The sequence below is a fragment of the Bordetella flabilis genome, assembly GCF_001676725.1.
GTDB lineage: Bacteria > Pseudomonadota > Gammaproteobacteria > Burkholderiales > Burkholderiaceae_B > Bordetella_C > Bordetella_C flabilis.
Map to the genome: position 1 here is coordinate 5,396,639 of NZ_CP016172.1, position 15,236 is coordinate 5,411,874.

13 protein-coding genes are annotated in these 15,236 nt (G+C 66.1%); 8 read left to right on the top strand and 5 right to left on the bottom strand.

Going from position 1 to position 15,236, the window contains the following annotated elements:
- Positions 1–79: 79 nt before the first annotated feature.
- The 3 genes from BAU07_RS24035 to apaG form a co-directional block, all read right to left on the bottom strand.
- A complete protein-coding gene (locus tag BAU07_RS24035) occupies positions 80–1,249 on the bottom strand; it encodes a UbiH/UbiF family hydroxylase (protein ID WP_066663446.1) in 1,170 nt (389 codons plus the stop codon).
- Positions 1,246–2,553 (bottom strand): murein transglycosylase A, encoded by a 1,308-nt coding sequence (gene mltA, locus BAU07_RS24040; RefSeq protein WP_066665688.1) that lies wholly within the window; start codon positions 2,551–2,553, stop codon positions 1,246–1,248. Before mltA ends, BAU07_RS24035 begins: the two co-directional genes overlap by 4 nt.
- Before the next feature lie 68 nt (positions 2,554–2,621).
- Positions 2,622–2,996, bottom strand: coding sequence for a Co2+/Mg2+ efflux protein ApaG (apaG, locus tag BAU07_RS24045; protein WP_066663449.1), 375 nt, complete (start codon positions 2,994–2,996; stop codon positions 2,622–2,624).
- Between the two features lie 147 nt (positions 2,997–3,143).
- Here apaG and rpe point away from each other — a divergent pair, with 147 nt between their 5' ends.
- The 7 genes from rpe (at position 3,144) to BAU07_RS24080 (ending at position 9,738) form a co-directional block, all read left to right on the top strand.
- Complete coding sequence (gene rpe / locus BAU07_RS24050; protein ID WP_415830444.1) at positions 3,144–3,848, top strand: ribulose-phosphate 3-epimerase; 705 nt, start codon at positions 3,144–3,146, stop codon at positions 3,846–3,848.
- 73 nt (positions 3,849–3,921) lie between these two features.
- Entirely contained in the window at positions 3,922–4,638 is a 717-nt protein-coding gene (locus BAU07_RS24055; protein WP_066663455.1) for a phosphoglycolate phosphatase, read from the top strand.
- A gap of 259 nt (positions 4,639–4,897) precedes the next feature.
- Positions 4,898–6,418, top strand: a complete 1,521-nt coding sequence (gene trpE / locus BAU07_RS24060; protein ID WP_066663458.1) for an anthranilate synthase component I — start codon at positions 4,898–4,900, stop codon at positions 6,416–6,418.
- Between the two features lie 94 nt (positions 6,419–6,512).
- The gene (locus BAU07_RS24065; RefSeq protein WP_084025956.1) at positions 6,513–7,082 is read left to right on the top strand and encodes an anthranilate synthase component II; all 570 of its coding nucleotides are present in this window, start codon (positions 6,513–6,515) and stop codon (positions 7,080–7,082) included.
- Positions 7,083–7,108: 26 nt separating this feature from the next.
- Positions 7,109–8,134: an anthranilate phosphoribosyltransferase gene (gene trpD, locus BAU07_RS24070; RefSeq protein ID WP_066663465.1), complete on the top strand. Its 1,026-nt coding sequence runs from the start codon at positions 7,109–7,111 to the stop codon at positions 8,132–8,134.
- A 1-nt stretch (position 8,135) separates the two neighbouring features.
- Complete coding sequence (trpC, locus tag BAU07_RS24075; protein WP_066663467.1) at positions 8,136–8,924, top strand: indole-3-glycerol phosphate synthase TrpC; 789 nt, start codon at positions 8,136–8,138, stop codon at positions 8,922–8,924.
- 304 nt (positions 8,925–9,228) lie between these two features.
- Positions 9,229–9,738 (top strand): acyl-CoA thioesterase, encoded by a 510-nt coding sequence (locus tag BAU07_RS24080; protein ID WP_066663469.1) that lies wholly within the window; start codon positions 9,229–9,231, stop codon positions 9,736–9,738.
- Between the two features lie 11 nt (positions 9,739–9,749).
- Here BAU07_RS24080 and BAU07_RS24085 read toward each other — a convergent pair whose 3' ends face one another.
- Positions 9,750–11,411 carry an ATP-binding protein gene (locus tag BAU07_RS24085; protein WP_232338194.1) on the bottom strand — a complete coding sequence of 554 codons (1,662 nt, stop codon included), beginning with the start codon at positions 11,409–11,411 and terminating at the stop codon, positions 9,750–9,752.
- Entirely contained in the window at positions 11,408–12,928 is a 1,521-nt protein-coding gene (locus BAU07_RS24090) for an ATPase domain-containing protein (RefSeq protein ID WP_066663471.1), read from the bottom strand. Before BAU07_RS24090 ends, BAU07_RS24085 begins: the two co-directional genes overlap by 4 nt.
- A gap of 258 nt (positions 12,929–13,186) precedes the next feature.
- Here BAU07_RS24090 and BAU07_RS24095 point away from each other — a divergent pair, with 258 nt between their 5' ends.
- Positions 13,187–15,142: a glycoside hydrolase family 15 protein gene (locus tag BAU07_RS24095; protein ID WP_084025957.1), complete on the top strand. Its 1,956-nt coding sequence runs from the start codon at positions 13,187–13,189 to the stop codon at positions 15,140–15,142.
- Positions 15,143–15,236: the final 94 nt, after the last annotated feature.

The window sequence follows — 15,236 nt, forward strand, 5'->3', positions numbered from 1 at the left end:
CTCCTGGATCTTTGCCGGGGCCCCTGGACGCCAGGGGCGCCAAGCGGGTAAGGCTTGGACTGCGATACTTCCGGACGGTTCACCCGCCGGAGGCCTGCTGGATCAATATGCGTTTCAACAAGGGCAAGGCGTCCACGCCGCGCATGCCGGCGTTGCGCAGCCACGCCGCCGGCGCCGAACGGCTGGCAAACAGGCGGTGCAGGCCGTCCGTGACCAGTCGCATGGCCAGCACCGGCTCCGCGCGGGCGCGTTGATAGCGACGCAGCACCGGAAGATCGCCGGCGCCCCGGTAAGGTTCGCGCTGGGCGACGATTGTAGCCAGGGCTTCGGCGTCGCCCAGGCCCAGGTTCAGGCCCTGACCGGCCAAGGGATGGACCCGGTGGGCGGCATCGCCGGCCAGCGCCACGCCCTGGGCCACCATCTGGGCATGCTCGTGAAACAGCGGAAACCCATGCAGGCCGATATTCATGCGCAGCTCGCCCAGGCGGCCGTGTGTCGCCAGGGACAGGAAGGTCTGCACGCGTTCGGCCTGCTCGTCGGCCGGCAGCGCAAGCAGGCTCCTGGCGAGGTCCGCGGGCGCCGACCAGACCATGGAAACCTGAGGACCGCGCGCGGTATCGGGCAGGGGCAGCAAGGCCAGCACGCCGTCGTCGCGAAACCATTGCAGCGCACGGCCATGGTGGGCCAGGCCGGCGTCCAGATGCGTGACCAGTCCCACTGCGTCGTAGGGAACGGACTGCTGGGCCAGGCCCGCTGCGGCGCGCAGCGGCGACGCAGCGCCGTCGGCGCCAATGGCGAGCTCGGCCCGGAGTTGCGCGCCGTTTTCGGTCAGGATCACGCCACGCTGATAACCGACGCAGCGGTCCTCTACCCAGGGAATGCCGGACAGGCGCACGGCCTGCGCCAGCACGCGTTCTATTTCGGCGGCCTCGACGATCCATGCCAGGTGCGGCTGAGCCGCCTGCCAGGCGTCCAGCGTCACGCTGCCGTCCGCGTCGCCGTGGATCTCCATGGCGTCGACCGGGGTGAGCCGGGACGCCGGCAGCGCGTCCCAGATGCCCAGGGACGCCAGGAAGCGCTGGCTGGCAGGCGACAAGGCATAAACGCGTGGGTGGTAGTGCGCCGCAGGCGCGGGCGGCACCCTGGCGGCAGGCGCCAGCACGGTCACGGCCTGGCGCCTGCGCGCCAGTGCCAGCGCCGTCGCCAGCCCCACGATGCCGGCGCCGCAGACGATGATCTGCTGTGTCATCGCGCGCTCGGCTCCCCGGCCTGCTTGGGCCATAGCACCCACATCTGGCCGCGCTGCTTCATGCGGCCGGCCATCTGCCCGGCCGCCTCGCCGAAGCCCCAGTAGACGTCGGCGCGCGCGGCGCCGCGGATGGCGGCCCCGGTATCCTGCGCGAACATCAGCCGGTCGAACGGACGGTCCGAAGCGGGCCAGGCGGTATCCAGGAAGACCGGCGTCCCGAGCGGCACGAAGGAGGCGTCGACGGCGATCGAACGGCGCGCCGTCAGGGGCAGCCCATAGGCGCCGCGCGGGCCCGCCTCGACATCGGTCACGGTTTCCTCCTTGAAGAAGACGACAGCCGGGTTGGCGTTCAGCATTTCGCGCACCCGCTGCGGGTTGCGTTGCGCCCAGGCCCGTATGCCCTGCATGGAGGCCTGGTCGGCGGTCAGCTCGCCCTTGTCGATCAGCCAGCGCCCGATGGAGACATAGGGCTGGCCATTGTGGTCGGCATACGCCACGCGTATGGTCTTGCCGGCATCAGGACCCTCCGTCAGGAGCACCCGGCCGGAACCCTGGACCTGCAGGAAGAAGTTTTCGACGGGGTCGTCGACGTAGACCAGCACCGGCGGGCGGCGCGCCGGGTTCTCCAGTTCGGCCCGTGTGTCGTAGGGGACGACGCGTTTGCCCTCCAGCTTGCCGCGCACACGCTTGCCGGCGAGCTCCGGATAGATGGCGCCCAGGTCGATGGTAAGCAGGTCGTTCGGCGGCATATACAGCGGCCACTGGTTCAGGCCGCCCTGCTGCCGCGAGCCGCGCACCAGTGGCTCGTAGTAGCCGGTGACCATATTGGAAGCCGGTTTGCCGTCGGGCGCGAGCAGGCGCCACGGTTGCAGATAGGTCTGCAGGAAGCGCCGCACGCCCTCCGCGTCAGTGGCCACGGGCCGCCGCGCGGGGTCGATGGCCGCCGCGCACACAGGCTGCCAGGCGCGGGGCGTCGCCCGCGCCGGCAAGGCCAGATTGCCCGAGGTTGGCCGCATCAGGCCTTTGCAGTTGCGCAGGAATGCCGACCAGACCTGCGCCAGGTCGTCATCGGTCCAGCGCGGGATATCGCTGTAGTTGACCCGCTGGAAGCGGCCCGCCAGGGGACGGGTGGGCGTGTCAGGCAGGCTGGCCAGCGGCGGGACCACGAGCGGCGCCTCGGCGGCGGCCGTGGCCGGCCCCGCACCGGGCGCGGCGCCAGCCTGGTCGGGCGGAATTTCCCGTTCGACCGTGGCGCAACCGGCCAACACCACGCCCGACAACACGAGCGGCAACAAGCGGAACAATGGATGCTTCATCGAGGAAAGGAAAAACAGGGACATCGGCACCGCGGGGCGCGGCATGGGACAGGCCGTCAGTGCAAGGTACGCGGCATGGCGAGCAGGAATTCCGCGATGGGCACTTCGAACGGGATGCCGTTTTCGCCCACGCAGTGATAGCTGCCGCGCATGGTGCCCACCGGGGTGGGTAGGGGACAGCCGCTGGTGTACTCGAAGGTTTCACCCGGCGCGAGCAGCGGCTGCTGGCCCACCACGCCCAGGCCGCGCACCTCCTGCACACGCTGATTGCCGTCGGTGATGATCCAGTGCCTGCTGATCACCTGCGCGGGATGCTCCCCGGTGTTGGTGATGCGCACCGTATAGGCGAAAACGTACTGCTGCTCCGCGGGATCCGACTGCTCGGGCATGTAGCGCGGTTCGACGGCAACGGTGAGGTCGTAGGGTTTCACTGGCTTTTCGGCCTTTCAAAGTCGGGGTCAACGGCGGCGGACGGACTGCGGGATGCCGCGACGCTGTCCACGCAATCCGCGCCGGCGGTATATGGGCGTTCCGGCAAACTACAATATTGGCACATTATCCCTTGAATGCCGCCCACCATGTCTCCTTCCCCTTCGGCCGCACGCATCGCGCCCAGCATCCTTTCCGCCGACTTCGCCCGCCTGGGGGAAGAGGTCCGCAGCGTGGTCGCCGCGGGCGCCGACTGGATCCACTTCGACGTCATGGACAACCATTACGTGCCGAACCTGACCATTGGCCCGATGGTATGCGCCGCCATCCGGCCGCACGTCGACGTTCCCATCGATGTGCACCTCATGGTGGAACCCGTGGACGAACTGGTTCCGCAGTTCGCCAAGGCGGGTGCCAATATCATCTCTTTCCATCCCGAGGCGACCCGGCACATCGACCGCACGCTGGCGCTGATCCGCGACCACGGCTGCAAGGCCGGCCTGGTGTTCAATCCGGCCACGCCCTTGAACCACATGGACTACGTGATGGACAAGCTGGACGTCGTGCTTATCATGTCGGTCAATCCGGGATTCGGCGGGCAGAGCTTCCTGCATTCGGCCCTGACCAAGCTGCGCGAAGCCCGCGCGCGCATCGATCGCTGGATGCAGCTGGGCGGGCAGCATATCGCGCTGGAAGTCGATGGCGGCGTCAAGGTGGACAATATCGCGGAGATACGGGCCGCGGGCGCCGATACCTTCGTGGCCGGTTCGGCCATCTTCGGCAAGCCCGACTACGCCGCCGTCATCGCCGCCATGCGCGACGAGATCGCGAAGGCCGGCACCCTGGCCGCCTGACACTCCCATCTTGCGCCCCCTGTCGAATGCGCCGAGCCGCACGGGGGCGGCCCGCTACCCACGGAATCCCGCCATGACCTCTTTCTATGCCGCCCTCCTGGACCTGGATGGCACGCTGCTGGACTCGGTCCCGGACCTGGCCACGGCCGCCAATGGCATGCGGGTGGAGCTGGGCATGGACGTGCTCAGGGAGGATGTCATCGCCACCTTCGTCGGCAAGGGCGTCGACAGGCTGGTTCAGCGCGCGCTGGCGGGATCGCAGGAACATGGCGAACTCGATCCCGATCTCTTCGAGCGCGGACGCGAGTCCTTCTACCGCCACTACCACCTGGTGAACGGCGACAAGGCCGTGGTGTTCGACGGTGTCATGGACGGCCTGAAGGCCATGCGCCAAATGGGCTTGAAACTGGCCGTGGTCACCAACAAGCCAACCGAATTCACCTTGCCGCTGCTGCAGCGCACCGGCCTGGCCGGCTTCTTCCAGGCTGCCGTATGCGGGGACACCTGCGCCCGCAAGAAGCCGGACCCGCAGCCGGTGCTGCACGCCTGCGCCCTGCTGGGCGTACCGCCCGCGCGCGCGGTGACGATAGGCGATTCGATCAACGATGCGCAGGCCGGGCGGGACGCCGGCACCCGCGTGCTGGTCGTGCCCTATGGATATAACGAAGGCGTCGATGTACGGACGCTGGAAGTCGATGGTATAGTAGCGACCTTGGTCGAGGCCGCGCAGTGGATCGCCCGGGATGGCAGCGTCCTTCCCGCCAGCACCGTGCAGGACATGGGCCAATAAGCAGGCAATCAACAACGTATCGATAACGTCAACACCGAATACCTCACATCATGATCGCCCCCATCCTTCCGCAAATGCTCGGCGCCACCTGGCGCTGGTGGCGTTTGTCTTCCGGGTGGCGATAATGCACTTCCCGGCGTCCAGCGCATCCGCGACCAGGCGCCAAGAGCAGTAAAAATCCCCAAGCCCGGAACCAGACAACTGGCCGGGCTTTTTGCTTCATGCCCGGCTCCGCAATATCCCGAAAAGCGAGACCGACATGACAGAACTCGAATTCAAGGCACTGGCCAGCCAAGGCTACAACCGCATACCGCTGATCGCGGACACCTATGCCGACCTCGACACGCCCCTGGGCATCTACCTGAAGCTGGCCCATTCCGGGCCGGAAAACGGGCGCATGAGCTGCCTGCTGGAGTCCGTTGTCGGCGGCGAGCGTTTCGGCCGTTATTCCTTCATCGGCCTGCCCGCGCGCACGGTGATCCAGGCGCGCGGCACGGTGACGGAGGTCCTGCACGACGGCAAGGTGGTGGAAACGCACCACGGCGATCCGCTGGCTTTCATCGAGCAATACCAGGCGCGTTTCAAGGTTGCCTTGCGCCCCGGCATGCCGCGCTTCGCCGGCGGCCTGGCCGGCTACTTCGGCTACGACACGGTGCGCCACATCGAACCGCGCCTGGGACCGGCGGTCAAGCCCTTTCCCGCCGGCATGGAACAGGGCACGCCGGACATCATGCTGCTGCACGTGGACGAGCTGGTCATCGTCGATAACCTCGCGGGACGCATCTACCTGATGGTCTATGCGGATCCGGCCCGGCCGGAAGCCTATGCCCGCGCGCAGCAACGCCTGCTCGAATTGCGCCAGAAACTGCGCAAGCCCGTCGACATCCCGTACAGCCACGCCAGCATGCAGACCGAGGAGCGGCGTGATTTCAAAAAAGCGGACTACCTTGCCGCGGTGCTGCGCGCCAAGGAATATATTGCCGCGGGCGACCTCATGCAGGTCCAGGTGGGGCAGGTCATCGCCAAGCCCTTCCGCGACTCACCGCTGTCGCTGTACCGCGCGCTGCGCTCGCTGAACCCCTCTCCCTACATGTACTTCTGGAATTTCGGCGACTTCCACGTCGTCGGTTCCTCCCCGGAAATCCTGGTGCGCCAGGAACGCGTGGTCGAAAACGGCGAGGCCAAGTCGCGGATCACCATCCGGCCGCTGGCCGGCACGCGCAAGCGGGGCGGCACGCCGGAAGAAGATGCCGCGCTCGCCGAGGAACTGCGTGCCGACCCCAAGGAAATCGCCGAACACGTCATGTTGATAGACCTGGCGCGCAACGATGTGGGCCGGGTGGCGGAGACCGGGTCGGTGAAGGTGACCGACACGATGGCCATCGAACGCTATTCGCACGTCATGCACCTGGTTTCCAATGTCGCCGGAGACCTGGATCCCAACATGACCAGCATGGACGTGCTGCGCGCCGCCTTCCCCGCGGGCACCCTGACCGGCGCGCCCAAGGTGCGCGCCATGGAAATCATCGACGAACTGGAACCCGTGCGCCGCGGCATCTATGGAGGGGCCGCGGGATACCTGAGCTACGGCGGCGAGATGGACGTGGCCATCGCCATCCGCACCGGCGTAATCAAGGACGGTACGCTGTATGTCCAGGCCGCGGCCGGCATCGTCGCCGACTCCAACCCCGAAGCCGAATGGGCCGAAACCGAAGCCAAGGCGCGCGCGGTATTGCGCGCCGCGGAACAGGTGCAGAACGGCCTGGACCAGCCCATCTAGGGCAGCCCGCCATCCCATACGCAAGCCCGTCCGCCCGGCCTCACCGGCACAGCGCCGCGGACGTCCAACGAGCCAAGCAACGAGGGTAAGAGCCATGAGTCTCTTGATGATCGACAACTACGATTCCTTCACCTACAACCTGGTGCAGTATTTCGGCGAACTGGGCGAAGACGTGCGTGTCGCGCGCAACGACCAGATCACGCTGGAGGAAATCGCCGCCATGAAGCCGGACCGCATCTGCGTATCGCCCGGTCCGTGCTCGCCGGCCGAGGCCGGCATTTCCGTCCCGGTCATACGCGAGTTCGGCGGCAAAGTGCCTATCCTGGGCGTCTGCCTGGGACACCAGGCCATCGGCGCGGCCTTCGGCGGCGATATCGTGCGGGCACCCCGCATCATGCATGGCAAGACGGTGCGCATCGAACACAGGGGCGGCGATATCTTTACGGGACTGCCCAGTCCCTATACCGTTATCCGCTACAACTCCCTGACCATCGACCCGGCCACGCTGCCGGACTGCCTGGAGGCCACGGCGACCGCAGAAGACGGAGACATTATGGGAGTGCGTCACAAAACGCTGCCGATTTACGGGGTACAGTTCCACCCCGAATCGGTCCTGAGCGAGCACGGGCATGCCTTGATGCGCAACTTCCTCAACATCCGATAAAGAGACCACACCGGAGGGATCCCATCATGACCATATCGCCGACCGAAGCGCTGACCCGCTGCATCGAGCACCGCGAGATCTTCCATGACGAGATGCTGCATCTGATGCGCATGCTCATGCGCGGCGAGATGTCGCCGCAGATCGCCACGGCGTTGCTCATGGGCCTGCGCGTGAAAAAGGAGACCGTCGGCGAAATCACCGCGGCCGCCCAGGTCATGCGCGAGTTCGCCACGCCGGTGCGGACATCGTACCCGGAGCAGTTGCTCGATATGTGCGGCACCGGCGGCGACGGCAGCCATACCTTCAATATCTCCACCGCAGCCATGTTCGTGGCCGCCGCCGCCGAGGTGAAAATCGCCAAGCACGGCAACCGCAGCGCCTCGTCGTCCTCGGGCAGCGCGGATGTGCTCGAAGCGCTGGGCGCCAACGTGCAACTGAGCCCCGAGCATGTGGCCGATTGCATCGCCACCACCGGCATCGGCTTCATGTTCGCGCCTGCCCATCATGGCGCCATGAAAAATGTGGCCGCCGTCCGCAAGGAGATGGGGGTGCGCACCATTTTCAACATACTGGGGCCTCTCACCAATCCCGCGGGCGCGCTCAACCAGTTGATGGGGGTGTTCCATCCCGACCTGGTCGGCATACAGGTGCGCGTGCTGCAGCGGCTCGGTTCGAAACACGTACTGGTGGTGCATGGCAAGGACGGCATGGACGAGGCCTCGCTCGGCGCCGCCACGCTCATCGGCGAACTGAAGGACGGCGAAGTGCTGGAATACGAGATCCACCCGGAGGACTACGGGCTATCCATGATGTCCAACCGCGGCATCAAGGTGTCCAATCGGGAAGAATCGCGCGACCTCATCCTGGAAGCGCTGAACAACAAGCCGGGACCGGCGCGCGATATCGTCGCGCTGAACGCCGGATTGGCCATCTATGCGGGTAATGTGGCTCCGTCCATCGACGCGGGTTTGAAGTTGGCGGTTGAAACGATTGCTAACGGCGCCGCACGCGGCAAGTTGGAACAATTTTGCGCTTACACCCGGAAGTTTTGAGATGAACGACATTCTTGCGAAGATTCTCGCCGTCAAGGCCGAGGAAGTCACCACGGCGCGCCAGATGCGCAGCGAAGCCGAGCTCCTGCGCGAAGCCAAGGCCCGCCAGGACGTACGCGGTTTCGCCCAGGCGATCGAAGACAAGATCGCGGCGGGCAAGCCCGGCGTCATCGCGGAAATCAAAAAAGCATCCCCCTCGCGCGGCGTGCTGCGGGAAAACTTCAGTCCCGCGGAAATCGCGGCGTCGTACGCGGCGCACGGCGCGGCCTGCCTGTCGGTACTGACCGACGTGCAGTTCTTCCAGGGTTCGCACGATCACCTGCGCCAGGCGCGGGCGGCGTGCCCCTTGCCCGTGCTGCGCAAGGACTTCATCATCGACCCCTACCAGGTGGTCTTCTCGCGCGCCCTGGGGGCGGACTGCGTGCTGCTGATCGCGGCGGCCCTCTCCCCGGGGCAGTTGAAGGAACTCGAAGCCTGCGCGATGGACCTGGGCATGGACGTGCTGGTCGAAGTCCATGATGCCGACGAGCTGGACGTCGCCCTGCAATTGCGTACGCCGCTCATCGGCATCAACAATCGCAACCTGCGCACCTTCGAGACCACCTTGCAGACCACCCTCGATCTGTTGCCCCGGGTGCCGCCGGGCCGGCGCGTCGTCACCGAAAGCGGCATCCTGCGGGAGGAAGATATACGCATGATGCGCGAACGCAAGGTGGATGCATTCCTGGTCGGCGAAGCCTTCATGCGAGCCTCGGATCCCGGCGCCGAACTGGCGCGCCTGATCGCATAGCGCTTTGGCGGTCCGTGCGCGTTGCCGCGGCGCAGGCGGGCTTGCGGGCATGCGCCGCGCTCCGGCGGCTGCCCCGGCGCCAGCTGCCCCACGCCGCCCCAACGCGCCAAAAGCACCCCAAACGGTCATTTTCTTGGCCGTTTCGGATACGCGGCGCATTGCTAACATCCGCCCATGGATTGTTCGCCCATTGCCGCGTCCGGCGTGCATTCCTGCATTTCCACGCTGCGCCCCGCGCACGCCCCGCGCCACGGTCGCCTCGCCGTGCGTGCACATTCCTTTTTCTCACTGATCGAGCCCCGCCATGGATGACGCTTTCAGCCACCAATTGTCGATGACCATCCTGATGACGCCCGACATGGCGAATTTCTCGGGCAACGTGCATGGCGGCCACATCCTCAAGTACCTGGACCAGGTGGCCTACGCCTGCGCCAGCCGCTACGCGGGCCAGTATGTCGTGACGTTGTCGGTGGACCAGGTGGTGTTTCGCGAACCAATCCATGTCGGCGAACTGGTGACGTTCCTGGCGTCCGTGAACTACACTGGCCGCACATCCATGGAAATCGGCATCAAGGTCATCACCGAGGACATCCGCCAGAAGCTGGTACGCCATACCAACAGCTGCTACTTCACCATGGTCGCCGTGGACGAACTCGGCAACCCCACGCCGGTTCCACCGCTGGAACCGCGCAACGAAGAGGAACGCCAGCGCTTCGAGGCCGCCGACCAGCGCCGTGCCTTGCGCCAGGAGATGCAGAAGCGGCATGTGGCCATCAAACGGGCCGTCGCGGATGCCGGCGGAACCACGGTCTAGGGCACCGCGGATCAGCGCTGCAGCGCCTCCGCCACCATCGCGGCCAGTTGATCGAGGTTGAAGGGTTTCTGCAGGACCCGCTCGTGCTCGAGTACCGTGCCGCCGACCTGCGCGTCGGCGTAGCCGGTGGCCAGGATGACGGGCAGGCCCGGTACCAGCTTGCGCGCGCGTTCGATCACTTCCGCGCCGTTGAGCCGGGGCATGATGAAGTCCACCATCAGCAGGTCCGGCGGCCGTTCCTCCAGCAGGCGCAGGCCGATCTCGCCGTCCTCCGCCTGCCTGACCTCGTATCCCAGGATCAGCAGGCATTCCACGATCAGGTTGCGCACCGCTGCGTCGTCATCGATGACCAGCACGCTCGCGGTGCGGCGGCTCACGCTGGGCGGCTCGTCCTCGCGCGTCCGTTGCGCGGAGGGATCGGCGGGCACCAACCATATCTCCACCACGGTACCCCGGCCCTCTTCGCTGGCAATGCGCGCCGTACCGCCCGACTGCCGGGCAATGCCGTAGACCTGGCTCAGGCCCAGCCCGGTGCCCTTGCCCACGGGCTTGGTCGTGAAGAAAGGGTCGAACACCTTGCTCAATACATCGGGGGGTATGCCGCTGCCGGTGTCCTTCACGCCGATCACGACATAGCGGCCCGCCGGCAGATCGCTTTCCCGGCTTTCCCTGGCGGCGGTGAATAACGTCACCACGCCGCCGGACGGCATGGCATCGCGGGCATTGATGCAGAGGTTCAGGATCGCCAATTCCAGTTGGTTGGCATCCGCCGTCGCTTCCGGCACATCGGGGGCGAACTCCGTCAGCACCCGCACGGTGGGGCCGAGGGAGAGTCCCAGCAATTCCCGCATGCCCGCCAGCAACTCGTTCACGTTGGTGGGCCGCAGATCCAGGTTCTGGCTGCGCGAAAAAGCCAGCAGTTGCGCGGTCAGCTTGGCGCCGCGCTCCACGGCCTGCCTGGCGTTCGAGGCGAGGCGGTGTACGCGATCGTCCTGCGATGTGCGCCGGATCAGGTCCACGCTGCCCATGATGACATTGAGCAGGTTGTTGAAATCATGCGCCAGGCCGCCGGTCAACTGCCCGATCGCCTCCATCTTCTGCGACTGGACCAGCGCGCTTTGGGTGCGCTCGCGTTCACGGATTTCCTTCATCAGGCGGTCGTTGGCGCGCGCGAGTGCGTGGGTCCGTTCGGCGATGCGCGTTTCCAATGTCTCGTTCAGCACGCGCAAGGCTTCCTCTGCCTCGGCCTGCCCGCGCAACAGCGCGCGAGCGCGGTACTGCCGGTCGCGCGCGCGCCGCGCCGCGCTGACGGCGCGGCGCAGCGTATCGGCCCGCAGTGGCCGCTCCAGCAGCATGATGTTGCCCAGGGCGCCCAACGCATCCTGCGCGGCCGCATCCGCCGAAGTATCCAGGGGCGGTGACAGGACGATAAAGGGGAAGTCCGACCACGCCTCCTGGCAAGCGGCCCACGCGGCCAAGTCCGCCAGCGCGGCGGGCGTCAGCGCTTCCGCGGCTACCACGGCACAGCCGGCGCCTTGCGCCAATCCCGAAAATAGCGCCGGCAGGTCGTCGCATGTCGAAGCCGGAACGCCAGCCGCGTTCAGGACATTGCGGATGACCTGCGCATCCCGGCCATGCGGGGCGAGGATCAGCGCGTGGTTGGCGGCATTCACTCCGCCTCCGGCACGGATCCGGGCGTCTGCAGGGCCGGCAACTTGCCGGTGTAGGACGGCAGACCCGACAACACCCCTTCGAAGTCGCTCAACGCTTCCCCCACTTGCAACCCGTCTTCAGTAATACGGAACTCGTGTATGGACCGCTTGTGGGGCGTCGTGCGGCTCTTCAGGGCCAGCACCGCCCCGTGTATGCTTCCTTCCGCTTCGAAGAAGCGGAAGAGCAGGATCGCGTCGCTCAGGTAGCTCAGGTCCACGTCCGCGCGGCCTTCGCCGATCAACCCGTGCTGGGCCAGCACCAACACCGTCGTGCAACCCTTTTGGTTCAGATAACTCAACATCTCGTGAAACTGCAGCAGCAGGAACCGTTCCCCCGGCATGGACAGGACATACGCGCTCAAGCTGTCGATAACGAAAAACGTCGCGCCGTCCTCGTCCACCGCCTTGCGCACACGGCTGGAAAATTCGCCCGGGGAGAGCTCCGCCGGGTCGATCTGAAACAGCTGCAGCGCACCGCTTTCGATGTAGGGCGCCAGGTCCATGCCGAGTTGCCGGCTGCGTCGCAGCATGGTCCCCGCCCCTTCATCGAACAGGTAATACACGGCCTTCTGTCCGCGCTCGAGGGCCGCCAGCACGGCGCGCACCGCCGTCGTGGTCTTGCCGACGCCGGATGGGCCGGTGAACAATATATTGGTGCCTGGCGTGATCCCTCCGCCCAGCAAGGCGTCCAGCGGCGGAACGCCGGTGCTTTGCGGCGCGGTATCGAAGCTGGCCTGGTGTTCCGCCGCGATCAGGCGGGGGAACACCCGCAGGCCGCCCGTTTCCAGCACGCAGTCGTGATATCCGCCCCGGAACCTGACGCCGCGCAGCTTGACGATACGGATGCGGCGGCGTTCGACACCAAAATCCTGGGCCCGTTGATCCAGGCTGATCACGCCGTGCGCGATGCTGTGCAACTGCAGATCGTTGGGATCGGCGGTCTTGTCGTCCAGGCAAAGCACCGTGCATAGGCGTGTCGACAGATATTGCTTCAGCGCCAGGATTTGCCGCCGATACCGCAGCGGGCTTTGAGCCAGAAGGCGCATCTCGGACAGGCTGTCGAAGACGACGCGGGTAGGCGACAGGGCTTCGATGGTTTCGATGACGTGTTGCACCGCCTCGCCCAGTTCCACTTCGGCTGGATAGAAGACGGATTGCTCGGCCCCCAGGGAAAATTCGTCCTCGCTGAAGAGCTCGAAAATCTCGATGCCTTCCAGGTCCCAGCCATGGGTCTCGGCCACGGCGTGCAACTCCTCGCGGGTTTCGGACAAGGTGATATACAGGCCTTTTTCGCCTTGCCGCCTTCCTTCCTGCAGGAACTGCATGCCCAAGGTAGTCTTGCCGCTGCCCGGTACGCCTTCGACGAGATAAAGGCGACTGGCCGGAAGGCCACCGCCCAGAACATTGTCCAGGCCCCGTATCCCGGTTGAGACGACCGGCGCGGGCCGGCGTGGATCGCGTGTTTGGTTTTCTTCCATATTCGATACCCATCTGCCGATGAACGGACATGTGCCACGGTACTGCGGGGCAGTCTACCCAAGGGTTCTCCTCCGACAAACAGAGGTTGTAACTGGGCGAGAGCCGGGCCCGGGCGCCTGTTACATGAGCGATGGCACGGCTACGGGTGTTACCTCGCGTTGCAGTAGCGTATGGCGCACGCGCCGGGCCGCCGCGGGTGATGTACCCGGGCGCAAGCCCCATGCTAGGCTTCCCTTTCCGCAACCCGATACGCGCCCATGTCGAAACCACTTGAAGATTACGGCCTCATCGGCAACATGCTTTCCGCGGCGTTGGTCTCGCGCGATGGCTCCATCGATTGGCTGTGCCTGCCCCACTTCAATTCCTCCGCGTGCTTCGCCGCCCTGCTGGGTACGGAGGAGCATGGGTGCTGGCACATCAGGCCGCGCGAGCCCTTCGAAACCACCCGGCGCTACATTCCTGGCACCGCCGTCCTGGAAACACGCTTCAAGACTGCGACGGGCGTAGCCACGCTGCTGGACTTCATGCCCCTGAGCGACGACGAGGAGCGTGTCGACGTGGTGCGCATCGTGCGCGGCGAGCATGGGCACGTCGACATGGATATGGACCTTATCCTGCGGTTCAATTACGGGCAGGCCGTGCCATGGGTGCGCCGCAGGGACTATGGCATCAGCGCCATCGCGGGGCCCGATGCGGTGGAGCTGCATACCCAGGTGCCGCTGGAAGGCAAGAACCTGCGGACGGTCTCGCGCTTCACCGTGCATGCCGGCCAAAGCACGCCTTTTACCCTGTCGTACCATCCCTCGCACAAAGTCCCGCATTTCGTGCCAGACCGCACCGAAAGCCTGGATCGCACCGTGGCCTGGTGGAAGGAGTGGTCCAAGCGCTGCCGCACCGACCGGCGCTTCCCCGAATGGCATGAGGCGATCGTGCGATCGCTCATCACACTCAAGCTCCTGACGTTCCGGCCGACGGGCGGCATCGTCGCCGCCCCGACCATGTCGCTGCCGGAAAACCTGGGCGGCTCGCGCAACTGGGACTACCGCTACTGCTGGCTGCGCGATTCCGCGCTGACGCTGTACGCGTTGCTGAACGCCGGCTACCGCGAGGAAGCCGAAGCCTGGCGCCAATGGCTGATGCGGGCCTCCGCCGGCCATCCCGACCAATTGCAGATCATGTACGGGATCGCGGGCGAACGCAGCCTGCCGGAGATGGAAATCGCCTGGCTCCCGGGTTACGAGAACAGCAAGCCGGTACGCCTGGGCAACGCCGCTTCCGGGCAGATCCAGATGGACATCTACGGCGAGCTCATCGAGACGCTGCATGCCGCGCGCGAGGCCGAACTGGCCCCCTCGGAACAGGCCTGGCGCCTGCAACGCATCCTGCTGGCGCCGCTGGAGCGCGGCTGGAAGGTCGACGACCACGGCATATGGGAAGTGCGGGGCCCGCGCCGGGCGTTTACCCATTCACGCCTGATGTGCTGGGTAGGTTTCGACCGCGCCGTCAAATCGGCGGAACGCTTCGGCCTGCAAGGGCCGGTAGAGCGCTGGCGCGACGTGCGCGACGAAATCCGGGAAGACATCCTCAACAACGGCTTCGACGCCGAGCTGAACAGCTTCGTGCAGTTCTACGGCGGCAAGGCGCTGGATGCGAGCCTGCTGTTGATTCCACAGGTGGGTTTCCTGCCGATCGACGATCCTCGGGTGACGGGCACCATCAGCGCGATCGAGAAAGGCTTGATGCGCGACGGTTTGGTCATGCGCTATGTGCCCGAACAGGTGGACGACGGCCTGCAGGAAAGCGAAGGGGTCTTCCTGGCGTGCAGCTTCTGGCTGGCCGACGCGTACGCCATGCAGGGCCGGATCGACGAGGCTGCGGCCCTGTTCGACCGGCTGCTGTCCCTGCGCAACGACCTGGGATTGCTGGCGGAGGAATACGACCCGGTGCATAAACGGCTGGTGGGCAACTTCCCGCAGGGGTTTTCGCATATCGGGCTGGTCAATACCGCGTTCAACCTGCTGGAGGCCCATGGGCCGGCGCAGCAGCGTTCGCACAGCGCGGCGCCGCATAACGGGTCCAGCCCGCATAACGGATCCAATCCGCATAACGGTTCCGGCGCGCATGGCGGTTCGAGCGCGCATAACGGTTCCGGCGGGCATGGCGGCTCCGGATCGCACGGTGCCGCGGAGTCCACCAGGGGCGCCCGCGGGTGACCGAGCCAATATGGCCGCACCCGCAGGGCAGTGAATGCACCGGCCGCAACGGCCGGCTGCAGCGCGCCTGCTGACGCATCGGGAATAGCGGGCA

Bases quoted from the DNA above. Each gene is read 5' to 3' on its own strand.
- trpE (WP_066663458.1), top strand. From the start codon at position 4,898: ATGACAGAACTCGAATTCAAGGCACTGGCCAGCCAAGGCTACAACCGC.
- trpD (WP_066663465.1), top strand. From the start codon at position 7,109: ATGACCATATCGCCGACCGAAGCGCTGACCCGCTGCATCGAGCACCGC.
- rpe (WP_415830444.1), top strand. From the start codon at position 3,144: ATGTCTCCTTCCCCTTCGGCCGCACGCATCGCGCCCAGCATCCTTTCC.
- BAU07_RS24090 (WP_066663471.1), bottom strand. From the start codon at position 12,928: ATGGAAGAAAACCAAACACGCGATCCACGCCGGCCCGCGCCGGTCGTC.
- BAU07_RS24080 (WP_066663469.1), top strand. From the start codon at position 9,229: ATGGATGACGCTTTCAGCCACCAATTGTCGATGACCATCCTGATGACG.
- BAU07_RS24055 (WP_066663455.1), top strand. From the start codon at position 3,922: ATGACCTCTTTCTATGCCGCCCTCCTGGACCTGGATGGCACGCTGCTG.
- BAU07_RS24095 (WP_084025957.1), top strand. From the start codon at position 13,187: ATGTCGAAACCACTTGAAGATTACGGCCTCATCGGCAACATGCTTTCC.
- BAU07_RS24035 (WP_066663446.1), bottom strand. From the start codon at position 1,249: ATGACACAGCAGATCATCGTCTGCGGCGCCGGCATCGTGGGGCTGGCG.
- trpC (WP_066663467.1), top strand. From the start codon at position 8,136: ATGAACGACATTCTTGCGAAGATTCTCGCCGTCAAGGCCGAGGAAGTC.
- BAU07_RS24065 (WP_084025956.1), top strand. From the start codon at position 6,513: ATGAGTCTCTTGATGATCGACAACTACGATTCCTTCACCTACAACCTG.